This is a genomic window from Actinokineospora enzanensis DSM 44649, assembly GCF_000374445.1.
GTDB classification, from domain to species: domain Bacteria; phylum Actinomycetota; class Actinomycetes; order Mycobacteriales; family Pseudonocardiaceae; genus Actinokineospora; species Actinokineospora enzanensis.
Window position 1 is genome coordinate 120,682 of the sequence record NZ_KB894417.1, and the last position, 13,398, is coordinate 134,079.

Annotated in this window: 15 protein-coding genes; 9 read left to right on the forward strand and 6 right to left on the reverse strand. The window is 71.9% G+C overall.

Annotated features, from left to right (window positions below):
• Positions 1-4 precede the first annotated feature (4 nt).
• The 5 genes from C503_RS0118955 to C503_RS0118975 all read right to left on the reverse strand — a co-directional run bounded on the left by C503_RS0118955 (position 5) and on the right by C503_RS0118975 (position 5,520).
• Complete coding sequence (locus C503_RS0118955) at positions 5-1,627, reverse strand: (2,3-dihydroxybenzoyl)adenylate synthase (protein WP_018683801.1); 1,623 nt, start codon at positions 1,625-1,627, stop codon at positions 5-7.
• Positions 1,624-2,748, reverse strand: coding sequence for an isochorismate synthase (locus tag C503_RS0118960; protein WP_018683802.1), 1,125 nt, complete (start codon positions 2,746-2,748; stop codon positions 1,624-1,626). The genes C503_RS0118955 and C503_RS0118960 overlap by 4 nt, the downstream gene beginning before the upstream one ends.
• A gap of 196 nt (positions 2,749-2,944) precedes the next feature.
• The gene (locus tag C503_RS0118965) at positions 2,945-3,727 is read right to left on the reverse strand and encodes a 2,3-dihydro-2,3-dihydroxybenzoate dehydrogenase (protein WP_026316462.1); all 783 of its coding nucleotides are present in this window, start codon (positions 3,725-3,727) and stop codon (positions 2,945-2,947) included.
• Positions 3,728-3,883: 156 nt separating this feature from the next.
• Positions 3,884-4,726: an ABC transporter ATP-binding protein gene (locus C503_RS0118970; protein WP_018683804.1), complete on the reverse strand. Its 843-nt coding sequence runs from the start codon at positions 4,724-4,726 to the stop codon at positions 3,884-3,886.
• A complete protein-coding gene (locus C503_RS0118975) occupies positions 4,723-5,520 on the reverse strand; it encodes a siderophore-interacting protein (RefSeq protein ID WP_018683805.1) in 798 nt (265 codons plus the stop codon). The genes C503_RS0118970 and C503_RS0118975 overlap by 4 nt, the downstream gene beginning before the upstream one ends.
• A gap of 108 nt (positions 5,521-5,628) precedes the next feature.
• Between C503_RS0118975 and C503_RS0118980 the strand changes: the two genes are divergently transcribed.
• The 3 genes from C503_RS0118980 to C503_RS0118990 all read left to right on the forward strand — a co-directional run bounded on the left by C503_RS0118980 (position 5,629) and on the right by C503_RS0118990 (position 7,552).
• Entirely contained in the window at positions 5,629-6,585 is a 957-nt protein-coding gene (locus tag C503_RS0118980; RefSeq protein ID WP_018683806.1) for an ABC transporter substrate-binding protein, read from the forward strand.
• A gap of 101 nt (positions 6,586-6,686) precedes the next feature.
• Positions 6,687-7,157: a MarR family winged helix-turn-helix transcriptional regulator gene (locus C503_RS0118985; protein ID WP_018683807.1), complete on the forward strand. Its 471-nt coding sequence runs from the start codon at positions 6,687-6,689 to the stop codon at positions 7,155-7,157.
• A complete protein-coding gene (locus tag C503_RS0118990) occupies positions 7,154-7,552 on the forward strand; it encodes a DUF5313 family protein (RefSeq protein WP_018683808.1) in 399 nt (132 codons plus the stop codon). Before C503_RS0118985 ends, C503_RS0118990 begins: the two co-directional genes overlap by 4 nt.
• A 351-nt stretch (positions 7,553-7,903) precedes the next feature.
• On the opposite strand, the gene C503_RS0118995 is transcribed toward C503_RS0118990, so the two are convergent.
• Positions 7,904-9,274 (reverse strand): DEAD/DEAH box helicase, encoded by a 1,371-nt coding sequence (locus C503_RS0118995; RefSeq protein ID WP_018683809.1) that lies wholly within the window; start codon positions 9,272-9,274, stop codon positions 7,904-7,906.
• 714 nt (positions 9,275-9,988) lie between these two features.
• Here C503_RS0118995 and C503_RS0119000 point away from each other — a divergent pair.
• The 6 genes from C503_RS0119000 (at position 9,989) to C503_RS47335 (ending at position 13,184) form a co-directional block, all read left to right on the forward strand.
• Complete coding sequence (locus C503_RS0119000; RefSeq protein ID WP_018683810.1) at positions 9,989-10,192, forward strand: cold-shock protein; 204 nt, start codon at positions 9,989-9,991, stop codon at positions 10,190-10,192.
• Positions 10,193-10,279: 87 nt separating this feature from the next.
• On the forward strand, positions 10,280-10,735 hold the full coding sequence (locus C503_RS39945; RefSeq protein WP_084477206.1) for a LapA family protein: 456 nt from the start codon (positions 10,280-10,282) through the stop codon (positions 10,733-10,735).
• Positions 10,736-10,863: 128 nt separating this feature from the next.
• Positions 10,864-11,214, forward strand: coding sequence for a hypothetical protein (locus C503_RS0119010; RefSeq protein WP_018683812.1), 351 nt, complete (start codon positions 10,864-10,866; stop codon positions 11,212-11,214).
• Positions 11,215-11,284: 70 nt separating this feature from the next.
• Positions 11,285-11,440: a DUF6307 family protein gene (locus C503_RS46825; protein WP_018683813.1), complete on the forward strand. Its 156-nt coding sequence runs from the start codon at positions 11,285-11,287 to the stop codon at positions 11,438-11,440.
• A gap of 43 nt (positions 11,441-11,483) precedes the next feature.
• On the forward strand, positions 11,484-12,509 hold the full coding sequence (locus tag C503_RS0119020; protein WP_026316464.1) for a fatty acid desaturase family protein: 1,026 nt from the start codon (positions 11,484-11,486) through the stop codon (positions 12,507-12,509).
• A gap of 33 nt (positions 12,510-12,542) precedes the next feature.
• Positions 12,543-13,184, forward strand: coding sequence for a DUF5994 family protein (locus C503_RS47335; RefSeq protein ID WP_018683815.1), 642 nt, complete (start codon positions 12,543-12,545; stop codon positions 13,182-13,184).
• Positions 13,185-13,398: the final 214 nt, after the last annotated feature.

Below are 13,398 nucleotides of genomic sequence, written 5' to 3' on the forward strand. Positions count from 1 at the left end.
GCCGTCATGCCTTCCGCTCGTCGGTGAGCCGCGCGGCGAACGCGGCACGCAGGTCGCGCCGGCTGGTCTTGCCGACGCCGGTGTGCGGGAACCCGGGCACGAACTCGACCCGGTCCGGGATCTTGTACGCGGCGAGGCCGCGGCCGCGCAGGAAGGCGCGCAGCTGCGGCGCGGTCGGCGGTGTCTCGCCCGCGGTCACGACGAACGCGCAGGTGCGCTCGCCCAGGAACGCGTCGGGGACCGCCACCACGGCCGCGTCGTGCACGCCCGGGTGCGCCAGCAGGTGGTTCTCCACCTCCTCGGCGGCCACCTTCTCGCCGCCGCGGTTGATCTGGTCCTTGGCGCGGCCTTCCACGACGACGTGCCCGGTGGGCAGGAGGCGGACGAGGTCGCCGGTGCGGTAGAAACCGTCGGCGGTGAACGCGTCCCGGTTGTGCTCGTCGGCGCGGTAGTAGCCGCGGATGGTGTAGGGGCCGCGAGTGAGCAGGTGCCCGATCCCGCCCTCGGGCACGGGGGCGTCGTCGGCGTCGACCACGCGCAGCTCGTCGTCCGGGGAGATCGGCCTGCCCTGGGAGACGGCGACCGTGTCCTCGTCGTCGGTGTCGCGGGTGTAGTTGACCAGGCCCTCGGCCATGCCGAACACCTGCTGCAACGCGCATCCCAGCTCGGGGGTGACGCGCCGGGCCGCCTCCTCGGCGAACTTGGCACCGCCGACCTGCAGGACCCGCAGGCTGGACAGGTCGTCGGCGCGGTTGGGCGCGGAATTCAGCCACACCAACGCGATCGGCGGCACCACACCGGTGATCGTCACGCGTTCGCGCGCGATCAGCGGGAACGCGATGTCGGGGCTGGGCGCCGACGCCAGCACGATCCGCGAGCCCGCGTGCAGGGCGCCGAGGATGCCGGGCGAGCTCATCGGGAAGTTGTGCGCGACCGGCAGCGCCACCAGGTAGACGGAGTCGGTGTCGAGGCCGCAGATGTCGGCGCTCTCGCGGACGCTGTAGAGGTAATCGTCGTGGGTGCGCGGGATCAGCTTGGGCGCACCCGTGCTACCGCCGGACAGTTGCAGGAACGCCACCACGCCCGGGTCGATCTCGGGCAACTCCCCGACCGGGTCGGTGGGCACGTCCGCAAGTGAGGTGTGTGTACCGGGATCGCCCAGGACGAACACCTCCCGCACGGTCGGCGCCGCCGCGCGCACGTCGTCGGCGAGTGTCCGGTAGTCGAAGCCCGCGACCTTGTCCGCGATGACGTACGCGACGGCCTCCGTGTGCGCGCAGAAGTAGGAGATCTCCGCGAACCGGTGCGGTGGCAACGCGAACACCGGTAGCGCGCCCGCGCGGAACAGTCCGAACACGACGGACACGAACTCGGCCACGTTCGGCAGCTGCACCACGACCCGGTCGCCGGGCCGGATGCCGCGCGCGCGGAACCCGTGGGCCATGCGTGTCGCGCGCTCGTCGAGTTCCCGATAGGTCCACCGGTGTCGGTCGTCGATCACCGCGACCCGGTCCGCGTACCTGGCCGCGCGGTCGGCGAGGAACGCGCCGAAGGTCTCGCCCGTCCAGTACCCGAGTTCGCGGTAGCGGCGGGCGAACTCGGCCGGGTAGGGCACCCAGTCGTTCACGCCGACTCCTCCACGCCCAGCGCGTCGAGGAACGTGCGCAGCTTGGCGCCGGTCTCGGTGAGCTCGTCCTCGGGATCGGAGCCGGGCACCAGTCCCGCGCCCGCGAACAACCGCAGAGTCGCGCCGCGCACCTCGCCGCAGCGGATGGTGACGACCCACTCGCCGTCGCCGCGCGAGTCGGCCCAGCCGACGACGCCGGTGTAGTACTCGCGGTCGAACGGTTCCAGCTCGCCGATCACCTGGCGTGCGACGGCAGTGGGCGTGCCGCATACCGCCGGAGTGGGGTGCAACGCGGCGGTCAGCTGCCACACCGGGGTGTCGGGGTCGGCGAGGACGCCGTGCACGCGTGTGGACAGGTGCCACATCGTGCGGGAGGGCAACAGTTCCGGCTCGGTGGGGACTGTCAGTTCCCGGCAGAACGGGGCCAGCGCGTCGGCCACGGCGGTGACGACGACATCGTGCTCCCGCCGGTCCTTCGGCGAGCCCAACAGTTCCGTGGCGTTGCGGCCGTCGTGGACGGGATCGGCGGACCGCGGCCGGGAACCGGCCAGCGGGTTGGAGAGCACGTGCCGCCCCTTGCGTTCGATGAGCAGCTCGGGGCTGGTGCCCAGCAGCGTGCGGTCGCCCAGGTCGGCCGCGAAGGTGTGCCAGCGCGGGTCGCGCGCGGCCAGCACCTGGACCAGCTCCCGCACGTCGATCGGCTCCGCGGCGACCAGGTCGAGCCTGCGGGCCAGCACGACCTTGCGCAACGCGCCGTCGGCGAACAGCTCCAGCGCCCGCCGTACCCCCGCCCGGTAGGCGTCGGCGTCGGTGTGCTGGGCCAGCCACCGCGCGGCCAACGGCGGGCGCGCCTGGGACGCGGACGGCAGCGGTCCGGCGCGGTGCACCGTCTCGGGCACCACGAGCCTGCTCGGCGCGGTCGGGTCGAACGGGATGACACCGACCGCGATCCCGCCTTCCGCCACCGCGTCGGGCACCTTGTCCGGGGAGTCGAGCACCTCGCGGGCGCCCTCGGCGAGCAGCACGCCGGTGGGCGAGGTGAACAGGAACGCGCCCTCGCGGTAGGCGGCGGTCAGGTCGGCCGGGGACGCCTTGGCGGGGAGTGTTTCCAGGACAGGCACGGGTTGCTCCGTTCGGGGTTCCGGTCGGGTCCGGGGGCAGGCGGGTCGGCGGAGCGGGACCGGATCGGGTCCCGCGGGTCCGTTGGTGGCGGTCGCGGCGAACGGCGTCCTGCGACGCTCCCAGGGGTGTCGGCGGCGGTGTGGTCGTCGGATCGGGGGCGGTGTCGGGGCCGGGCGGACGGCGGGTGGACCCGGCCTAGCCGACCAGGGTGGCCCCGCCGTCGACGTACAGGTTCTGCATGGTGATGTGCCTGGCCTGCTCGGAGGCGAGGAACAGCACCGCGTCGGCGATGTCGGCGGCCTCGGCGATGCGGCCCAGCGGGATGCCGACCCGGTAGGTCTCCGGCGAGCCGTCGATCACCCGGCGGGCGCCCTCGTCGGTCCACAGCCCGCGCTGCATGGCGGTGTCGGTGGAGCCGGGCGACACGACGTTGCAGCGGATGCCGTGCTCGGCCAGCTCCAGGCCGAGACAGCGGGTGAACATGGTGGCGGCGGCCTTGGCGGCGGCGTAGGCGGCCATCTCCATGCGCGGCACGCCGACCGCGTTGGAGCCGACGGTGACGATCACGCCCGCGCCGCGCGGCACCATCCGGCGGGCGACCGCGCGGGAGGTGAAGAACACGCCGTCGGAGTTGACCGCGAAGGTGGCCAGCCAGTCCTCGTCGGTGGACTTGACGATCGGGCCGGGGCGCAGGATCCCGGCCACGTTCACCAGCGCGTCGACCGGCCCCAGGTCGGTCTCGACCCGGTCGACGACGCGGTCCACGGCGGCGGAGTACGAGACGTCGACGGGAAAGGCGGTGACCGCGCGGCCCTGCGCGCGGTGCTCGGCGGCGACCGCCGCGACGCGCACCCGGTCGAGGTCGAGCGCGGCGACGGCGGCCCCAGCGCGGGCGAACGCGTCGACCACGGCGGCGCCGATGCCCTGGCCCGCGCCGGTCACCAGCACGACCTTGCCTGCGAACCCGGTGCCGGGCATCAGATTCCCCATCCCTGCGGTGCGGACGACCACGACGGACTCCCCACGACGGCGATTTCACGAGTGTCGACTTAGGGTAGCCTAACTCACTCATATCGGGCAGCGGTTCCGGCCGGGATGTTGTCCTCGTCCTATTCCCATTCCCGCCCGGATCCGTTATCGGTCCAAGGTGGACACCACTTGATCCGCGGCCGCCGGATTGCCGACCGTGCGGCGCGTTCTGGCCAAGGGGACCACCATGGGTGTCCCGGTTTCCGGATCATCCACGACGCGGCAGCGTAACCCGAACACGTCCTCGACCAGTTCGGCGGTGACGATGTCACTCGGATGGCCCTCGGCGGCAATCACGCCACCCGGTCGCAGCGCAACCATGTGCGTGGCGTAGCGGCAGGCCTGGTTGAGATCGTGCAGTACCGCCACGAGGGTGTAGCCGTCACGCTCGTGCAGTTCCGCGCACAGGTCCAGCACCTCGATCTGGTGCGCGATGTCCAGGAACGTGGTCGGTTCGTCCAACAGCAACAGTTTCGCGCGCTGCGCCAACACCATGGCCAGCCAGACACGTTGCCGCTGACCACCGGAGAGTTCGTCCACGAGCCTGCCCGCGAGGTCGTGCACACCGGTGCGCCGCAACACCTCGGCGACCACGGCCTCGTCCTCGGTGGACCACTGACGCAGCAGCCCTTGGTGCGGATAGCGACCGCGCGCGACCAGATCACCGACGGTGATCCCGCCCGGCGCGATGGAAGTCTGTGGCAACAGACCGAGTCGGCGCGCGACTTCCTTGGCGCGGTAGCCCGCGATGACCTGTCCGTCCAGGTAAACCGCACCGCTCGTGGGCCGCAGCACGCGCGCGAACGCCTTGAGGAGTGTGGATTTCCCACACGCGTTGGGACCGACTATCACAGTGAAAGAACCGTCCGGCACGGATACACCGAGATCCTCGGCCACCACCCGGTTGTCGTACGCGAGCGTGAGCCCCTCGGCGCGCAGGCGGCTCACAGACCCACCTCCGCGTAGATGTCGTCCACGGCGTCGAAGTACTGCTCGTCGTCGGTGATCGCGTCGGCGGCGGCGATCCTGGGGTCGACGACCGCGGCGACCTCGCGGTAGCGGCGTTCCCAGCGCTCGGCGTCCACGCGCCAGTAGCCGACGGTGTCGTAGCGGCTCGCGGGCAGGCCGAGGGTGTGCCGGAGGTGCCTGCGGATGTCACGGGTGGCGGACGCCTCGCCCGCGACCCAGGTGTAGCCGGGCCCGTCCGGGAGGGTCAGGGTGGCCTGGCGCAGGGCGTCGCCCGCCTCGCGCGCGGACGCGTACACCCAGTCGACGGTGACATTCCCTTGAGAGTCGAAGGTCTGCCGCTCGTCGGGATTGTCCACAACGCACACCGCGTGCGCCGACGCGCCCGCGGGCAGTTCCTCGATGGCGCGGCCGATCGCGGGCAGCGCGGTGGCGTCGCCGACCAACAGTCGCCAGGGGACGTCGGGGGCCGGGGCGTATTTGCCCGCCGGGGCCCCGCTGAGGGTGATCCCGTCACCCGTCCGGGCGGCCCGCGCCCAGGCCGCGGCCACGCCGCCGTCGTGCAGTACGAAGTCGATGTCGATCTCCGCGGCGACCGGGTCGCGACGGCGAATCGTGTAGTTTCGGGTGGTATCCGGGCCGAACACGAGCCGACAGGACTCGTCGGGCAGACCGCTGCCCCGGTAGTCGCGCAGCTCCTCGCCGCCGAGGGTCACCCGCAGCATGAGCGGGGTGACCGCGGTGGTGCGCAGCACGGTCGCACGGTAGGCGGTCATGGGTCTCCTTGTGATGGCAGACGCGTTGTCAAAATAGGATAGCCTCACCTAACCTTCGCGTCATGCTCACCCGAGTGGGGGAGCGGAGAATTCACCTGGAGTAGCCACATGACAGCGAGAGCCCGCCTCGCGGCGCTGGGCGCCGCGGCACTGCTGACCCTGGGCGTGGCCGCCTGCGGGACATCGGACACCGGGTCCGGCACGCCGTCCGCCCCGGCCGCCGCCGCGCCCGCGAAGCGCACCGTGCAGACGCCCAAGGGCCCGGTCGAGGTGCCCGGCGAGCCGAAGAAGATCGTGGCGATCGACTTCCAGATCCCCTACATCCTGCTCGACCTGAAGGCGAACCTGGCGGGCGCGATCGACCTGACCGCGGCCAAGGACGGCGAGCCGTTCACCAAGCTGACGATCATCGGCACCGACGCGGGCGAGCTGAACTACGACAAGATCGCCGAGCTTGACCCGGACCTGATCCTGGCCGGGGACTACCAGGAGGCGGAGTACGCCAAGCTCAAGGACCGCTACCCGACCGTGCTGATCCCGGCCACCGGCGACCAGCCGGGCTGGAAGCCCCAGGTCAAGGCGGTCGCGGAGGCCATCGGCAAGGCAGGCGAGGTGGACGCGCTGGAGAAGAAGTACACCGAGCGGGTCGCGGCGCTGAAGGACAGGTACAAGGACAAGATCCCCGCGCGGAAGTGGGCCACGCTGGGCACCTACGACGGGTCCGGCTGGTACCTCTACGACAAGATCGGCGGCCCGTCCACCGCCCTGACCGACCTGGGCATCGGGTTCGACGAGGCCACCACCAAGGTCGCCGACGGCAACGTGGCGCAGTACTCGGTCGAGCAGCTCAACCAGCTCAACGGCGCCGACGTGCTGCTCTTCGACGACCTCGGCCCGCCGGTCACCGCCCCCGACGCGGGCGCCAAGCTGAAGGCCGACCCGCTGTTCACCTCGTTGACCGCGGTGAAGGCGGGCAAGGTGTTCGACGGCGAGTACAACATCATCGACTACGGCGACGCGATGCGCGTCCTGGACGAGATCGACGGGGTGCTCGGCAAGCTCTGAGCCTTCTCCCTGTCCAAGGGGGGCGGTCCGCTCGGCGGGCCGCCCCCTTTGTCGTCGTCCTCACAGCCGCGCCGGGCCGCCGTGAGCTATATTTGACACCAATGATTGGTGCACAAAGTTTTCCGGAGGACGAGGACCCGCTGGCCCTGGAGCGGCAGGTCTGCTTCGCCCTGGCCATCGCCGCCCGCGGTGTCATCGGCGTCTACCGCCCGCTGCTGGAGCCGATGGGCCTGACCCACCCGCAGTACCTGGTGATGCTGGCGCTGTGGGGGCGGACACCGCTGTCGGTGAAGGAGCTGAGCGGCCTGCTCGCGCTCGACCCCGGCACCCTGTCGCCGCTGCTGAAACGGCTTGAGTCGATCGGCTACCTCACCCGCGCCCGCGCCCGCGCGGACGAACGCCAGCTGGCCGTGACCCTGACTCCCGAGGGCGCCGCCCTGCGCGAGCGGGCCCTGGCCATCCCGCCCGCGGTGGTGGCCCGGCTCGGCATCGACCTCGCCGACCTCCGCGCCCTGCACGAGTCGCTGACCCGCGTGATCGCCGCGGTGTCCGCCGGGAAGGACGAGCAATGACCACACCCCCGCTCCCCCACCGCCTCTGGTACCTGCTCGGCGGCCGCCTCCCGCAGAAGTACCGGGACTGGGTGCTGCACGACGCGGCCCGCCCGTCCTGGCTGGCCTGGTTCGCCGTCCGCACGCTGTTCCGCATGGTGCCGTTGACGACCCTGATCACGGTAGGGCTGCTGCTGGGCCTGGACGCGCCCGCCGGGTTGGCGTTGGCGTGCGGCGGGCTGGGGTTGGTGGTGGGCGTGTACTTCATGCTGTCGTACGCCATCGAGAGCACGGAGTACCGCGTCAGCCGCTACGGCCACGCGCACGGCGCGGCCGCGCAGGCCCGGAAAGCCCGCGACGCGGCCAAGGACGCGGCCCGCCAACGACGCTACGACGCCGCGTGGCGCAACGCCTGACGTACCGGTCACCGGGGCTCGGAACGTCCGCCGCCGATCGCGGTCGCACCTTCCCGAGGTCCTCGCCACCGCACCCGGGCTGTCGACGGACTGTCGATCAACTTCCGCTCGTGTCCGACCACCGCCTCGCCCGTACCGCCGCGGGGTTCGGGCGGCGCGGCGGGTCAGTCGGGGATGAGGGTGTGCCGGGTGAGCTCGGAGCCAGCGGAGGCGGGTCGGCGGTGGGGTGCCGGTGTGCGGGGAGGTCGCGATGAGGAGGGTGATGTCGTCGGCCGAGACGTCGGGCCGGACGGTGCCCTGGGTGTGGGCGCCGGCGACGACTCGGCCGCAGCGCGGGCGGCGGGGCCGATCTCAGCGGTAGCGGCGGCCCGCCTTGCTGCTCGCGGAGAACGCGGCCGCCGAACCGGCTGCAGCGAGGGGCGCTTCGGTGTGGCGGCGTCCCGGTTGCGCGGTGCCGTTCCCAGGCGTCCCGCGGCGCGGTGCCCGGCGGCCGCCACCGGACCTCGCCGGGGCCGCGGGCGGGGGGACGAGGGCGCGTTCGCCGGGTGCGAGTTCGGCGAGCAGCGGGTCACCGGGGCTCAGCCGGGTGACGGTGGGTTTGATCCCGGCCTTGCGGGTCAGCTCGCGCACGTCGGCGACCTGCGTGTCGGTCATCAGGGTGATGACGGTGCCGGACGCGCCCGCTCGCGCGGTGCGGCCGGAGCGGTGCAGGTAGCTCTTGTGCTCCAGCGGCGGGTCGGCGTGGATCACCACCCCGACGTCGTCGACGTGGATGCCGCGGGCGGCGATGTCGGTGGCGACCAGGGTGGTGACCGTGCCGTCGGCGAACGCGGCCAGATTGCGCGTCCGGGCGTTCTGCCCGAGGTTGCCGTGCAGTTCCAGCGCGGGCACACCCGCCGCCACCAGCTGGCGGGTCAGCCGGGTCGCGCCGCGCTTGGTGCGGGTGAACACCAGCGACCGGCCCGGCGCCGAGGTCAGGTCGACCAGCACCGGCAGCCTGCTGTCGACGCGCACGTGCAGCATGTGGTGCGCCATGGTGCTCACCGGGGAGCGCGCGGTGTCGACGCTGTGCGTGACCGGGTCGTGCAGGTAGCGGCGCACCAGCACGTCCACGCCCGTGTCCAGGGTGGCCGAGAAGAGCATCCGCTGGCCGTCGGCCGGGGTGCGGTCCAGCAGCCGCCGGACCACCGGCAGGAAACCGAGGTCGGCCATGTGGTCGGCCTCGTCCAACACCGCGATGCGCACCGCGTCCAGGTGTACGTGGCCGCGGCCGAGGTGGTCGGCGAGCCTGCCCGGACAGGCGATCAGCAGGTCCACCCCGGCGTCGAGCGCGGTGATCTGCGGACGCGGCCGGACCCCGCCGAACACGGTCAGGGTGCGCAGGCCCAGCGCCCGGGCGAGCGGGGCGGCGGACGCCTCGATCTGGCAGGCCAGCTCCCGGGTAGGGGCCAGCACCAGCGCCCGGGGCCTGCCGGGCGCGGGTCGGACCGCCTCGGCCGCGAGCCGGGCCAGGGCCGGGATCAGGAAGGCATAGGTCTTGCCCGAACCGGTGCGTCCCCGGCCCAGGACGTCCCGCCCGGCCAGGGAATCCGGCAGGGTGGCGGCCTGGATGGGGAACGGCCGGTGCACCTCCGCGGCGGCGAGCGCCTCGGCGAGGCGGGCGGGTACGCCGAGGGCGCGGAACGAGCCCGCGTCGGCGCTGGAGGGGCGGCGTGCCGCCATGGAGTTCTCCGAACGTGGAAGGGTCGTCCTGCCCGGCGCGGACCGTCGAGGCCGCGGCGCGTGGTGGTCGACGTGTACCGGGCCCGAGGCAGAACGGAGCGGACCCGCGACAACGAGGCTACCACGCGACCGACGAAGCACGTCCCCGTGGTGAACGACTCGCCACTAGGCGACAGGCGCGTCCCATGCCGACGGCGAGCGCTCTCCACTGTCGATAGAGGACGATTGACGACCGGACGGGCGCGCGCGGCACTCCGGCTGCCACGCCGAACGACACCGCGGCCTTACTGTCCATTGTGGATATCAATAAGCGGTGTCCTCTCGCGACTGTCATGCAGGCACAGTACCGTTCGGCCCCGCGCGCCGCGGGCCACCTGCCCGCCGGGTCCGGGACTCCGCCCGGTCGGTCGGCGACGAGGTCGGCGTTCCGGCACCGGCGCGGGCGTCCACGCCACCCGACGGGAACCGGTCGCACCGACCGGACGACGACCTCGCTCGGTCGGTTCGGCGGTCGCGCCGCCGGTTGACGATCCCGGTAGGGCGTGCTCTACTGGGCGAGGTTGAAGATTTTTGTGTTCGTTGCCTCTGACGCTCGCAAGAGTTTTTGGCGAGCGCTTCCAGGTGTCTCCGGCGGCTCCTTCGACAGGCGCTCGCAGCCCGGTCGACTCGGTCGAGTACGACCCGAAACGCGCGACGCGACAAGGAGATTCCCCCATGGCCGAGGGCACTGTGAAGTGGTTCAACGGCGAGAAGGGTTTCGGTTTCATCAGCCCCGACGACGGCGGCACCGACCTTTTCGTGCACTACTCCGAGATCAACGGCGGCGGTTTCCGCAGTCTGGCGGAGAACGCCCGGGTCCGGTTCGACGTCGGGCAGGGCAACCGGGGCCCGCAGGCCACGGCCGTGACGCTCATCTGACCCGCGCGACGACCGTCCCTGCGGCACGGATCCCGACCGCGGAGCGGGCGATCTCCGAAAGGCCCACCATCCGAGAGGGGCCACACCATGTCCGACGGATCGGCCGACAGATCGGCGCCACCGGGTTCCCCACGCACCGACGCGGGCCCGCCGTCCCACCGACAGGCCGCCCGCACACCGCCACCTCCCGCCGCGCGCGACCCCTTGCGCCGTACGCGCATCAGCACCCTGTGGATCGGTGTCATCGTCTTTGCGGTCGTGCTCGTGCCCGTCCTGATCTTCACCCTGCAGAACACCCAGCCGGTGCGGATCTCCTTCTTCGCGGCGGACGGCGAGGTTCCACTGGCCGTGGCCACGCTGCTCGCGAGCGCGGCCGGAATGCTGCTCACCGCCATCGCGGGAGCGCTGCGGATCCGACAACTCCGCAAGCGCCTCCCCCGCGCCGACCGGACCCGCCCACCTCATCCCGCCGGTCCGCGGGCCACCTCTCAGCGAGCGAGACCGATTACCCGGCGCGGGACCGGCGACATCGACCGGGAATGAACGATCCCCGCGCGCGCCGCGGTGCGGGTTCGGGAACCCGAGCGGCGAGCCCCGCCGATCGTCTCGGCGGACTTCGGCAGGAGAACGGCTCGGCAGGAGGACGGACAGTCCAGGAAGGACTCACCCCCATGACCACGCCACCCCGCAAGAAGGACATGCCTCCCGACACCGAGTCGGCGGGCGGACAGGCGAACGGGCCGACCAGGCCCCGGCAGGACGCGGAGCAGGTACGCGAAACCGCTGACGCCGCCGACCGGGTCCGCGGCGACACCCAGCCACCTCCCGAAGCGCTCACCGTCCACGCCGGGGATGCCACCGACAGGCCCGAGGACGGCGCAACCCTCGGGCAATTCCCACCCGCACTGGCGCGTGGGGTCGAGCAACTCACCAGGAGCCTCCGGCAGCGCCCCGGACCGACCCTGGCCATCGCGACCGTGGTGTTCCTGATCCTGCGGCGACGCGCACGCCGGACCCGGTAGGACCGACCCGATGACGAAGGCCCCCGCCGCGCAGGCAGGTCCACGTTCCGCACCACGCCAGGAGGACAGCATGCCCGATGACCGATTCGTCTCCCGACACGAGCGCCGAGTCGTGTTCGTGTGCGACGTCATCAAGAAGAACTCGGCGCTCGGCGACGAGGCCGCGCACGCGCTCGCGGTGCGGGTGATCCACGAACTCGACCACATCCCGGAGCCGACCCGCTGAACGGCCCGGTCCGACACCCCAGGGAACGGGAACGGTGCTCACCATGACATCGACGGAGAACACGGCCACGACCGGCGCCCACGACTACGGCGAGCTCTCCCGTCAGGTCCACCAGGCAGGCCTGCTGCGGCGCAGGTACGGCTACTACGCGGGCAAGGTCTCCCTCAACATCCTCGCCTTCGCGGGCGGCTGGGTGGCCTTCGTCAGCCTCGGCGACTCCTGGTGGCAACTGTTCCTCGCGGTGTTCTTCGCGGTGGTGTTCGCGCAGCTGTCGTTCATCGGGCACGACGCCGGGCACCGGCAGATCTTCCGCGGCCGCAAGGCCAACGACGCGGTGGGCTTCTGGCACGGCGGTCTGGTCGGCCTGAGCTACTCGTCGTGGATGGACCAGCACACGCGGCACCACGCCAACCCCAACCACGAGGACGACGATCCCGACATCCAAATCCCGGCCCTCGTGTTCACCCCGGAACAGGCCGCCGGGAAACGGGGGTTCGCGCTCTGGTCGGCCAAGTACCAGGCGTACTTCTTCTTCCCGCTGCTGCTGCTCGAAGGGTTCAGCCTGCACGTCTCCAGTGTGAAGGCCCTGTGGCAGAAGGATCTGCGCGCGCGCAAGCTGGAAGTGGTCCTGATGGTCGGCCACCTCTCCGCCTACCTGACCGCGGTCTTCCTGGTGCTCTCGCCGCTGACCGGGCTGGTCTTCATCCTGGTGCACCAGTGCCTCTGGGGTGTCTACATGGGATGCTCGTTCGCGCCGGGCCACAAGGGCATGCCGATCGTCCCGACCGGGCAGCGGCTGGACTTCGTCCGCAGGCAGGTTCTCACCACCCGCAACATCCGCGGCGGTGTCTGGGTCGACTTCACCCTCGGCGCGCTGAACTACCAGATCGAGCACCACCTGTTCCCCTCGATGCCCCGACCGAACCTGCGACGCGCCCAACCGATCGTGCGCGCGTTCTGCGCCCGCAAGGGCATCGAGTACGCACAGTGCGGGTGGCCGCAGACCTACGTTCACGTACTGCGCCACCTGCACGCCGTCGGCGCGCCGCTGCGGCGCGCCGACCATTGATCCCGCCGACCACTGACGACGGGAACGCCGAACATGACGCCCGGTCCGTTGCCCGACGACGACCCGCCCGACACCCGCGGACCCAGCCGCCGACGCCCGCCACCGGTCGCCTCGGCCACGTCCGGCGGCGCGCCGCGGACGACCCGCTGGGGCAGCGCACCCGCCGTCGGGCCGGATGCCGGGGCAGGTGACGGCCCGCGCGTGCGCAGCGAGGTGCGGTTGCGGATGAAGCCGGGGCACACCGCGCGGGGAGTGGCCGGGGCCTGGTGGCCGCGGTCTCCCGATCCCTCGGCGGAGTTCCCGGAACTCGTCCTCGCGTTGAGCTCCTGGGTCGGCCCGGTGGGGCGAGTCACCTACCACATCGACGACTGGGGCGTGTCCGGGAGCGAGGTGGTGGTCGACGGCTGGCCGGTCGAGCTCGTCGCATCGAGCACCCTCCGGCCGCACACGGTGACGGTGGTCGGTACCCGCTCGCGCGAGAGGAACCTGTTGGTCATCCCGCCACGGACACCGGGGGCGGCCGCGCGGGCCGTACTGAGATCCATGGCGGGCCCGGACGAGATCCTCGGTGTCGAGGACGTGCTCACGACCCGCGGCGCCCCGCTCGGGCCGCCGGATGCCGGTGGACCTCCCCGACCGGGTGGTGTCGACCGCTCGGGCGGTGCCGCGGGGTGATCGGATCGACCACCTCCGGCTCGAACACCCCAGGTCGGGCTTGATCGCGATGGTGGGGTTCTTACCACCCACCTCGGTAGTTCCACCAGTCCGCCCGAGGGACCCGCGCAAAGCCTTCTCCGGAACCGCGCTCCATCGAGCACCGCCACACAGGCACGCGCTCGGGGCGGATCCAGGCACCCACCCTCGGACTTGCGTGTCTAGAGGAACCTGA

Coding starts and splice junctions, on each gene's coding strand:
- C503_RS46825 (WP_018683813.1), top strand. CDS start 11,285: ATGCCCGATGACCGATTCGTCTCCCGACACGAGCGCCGAGTCGTGTTC.
- C503_RS47335 (WP_018683815.1), top strand. CDS start 12,543: ATGACGCCCGGTCCGTTGCCCGACGACGACCCGCCCGACACCCGCGGA.
- C503_RS0118990 (WP_018683808.1), top strand. CDS start 7,154: ATGACCACACCCCCGCTCCCCCACCGCCTCTGGTACCTGCTCGGCGGC.
- C503_RS0119000 (WP_018683810.1), top strand. CDS start 9,989: ATGGCCGAGGGCACTGTGAAGTGGTTCAACGGCGAGAAGGGTTTCGGT.
- C503_RS0118965 (WP_026316462.1), bottom strand. CDS start 3,727: ATGCCCGGCACCGGGTTCGCAGGCAAGGTCGTGCTGGTGACCGGCGCG.
- C503_RS0118995 (WP_018683809.1), bottom strand. CDS start 9,274: ATGGCGGCACGCCGCCCCTCCAGCGCCGACGCGGGCTCGTTCCGCGCC.
- C503_RS0118975 (WP_018683805.1), bottom strand. CDS start 5,520: ATGACCGCCTACCGTGCGACCGTGCTGCGCACCACCGCGGTCACCCCG.
- C503_RS0119010 (WP_018683812.1), top strand. CDS start 10,864: ATGACCACGCCACCCCGCAAGAAGGACATGCCTCCCGACACCGAGTCG.
- C503_RS0119020 (WP_026316464.1), top strand. CDS start 11,484: ATGACATCGACGGAGAACACGGCCACGACCGGCGCCCACGACTACGGC.
- C503_RS0118985 (WP_018683807.1), top strand. CDS start 6,687: ATGATTGGTGCACAAAGTTTTCCGGAGGACGAGGACCCGCTGGCCCTG.
- C503_RS0118980 (WP_018683806.1), top strand. CDS start 5,629: ATGACAGCGAGAGCCCGCCTCGCGGCGCTGGGCGCCGCGGCACTGCTG.
- C503_RS39945 (WP_084477206.1), top strand. CDS start 10,280: ATGTCCGACGGATCGGCCGACAGATCGGCGCCACCGGGTTCCCCACGC.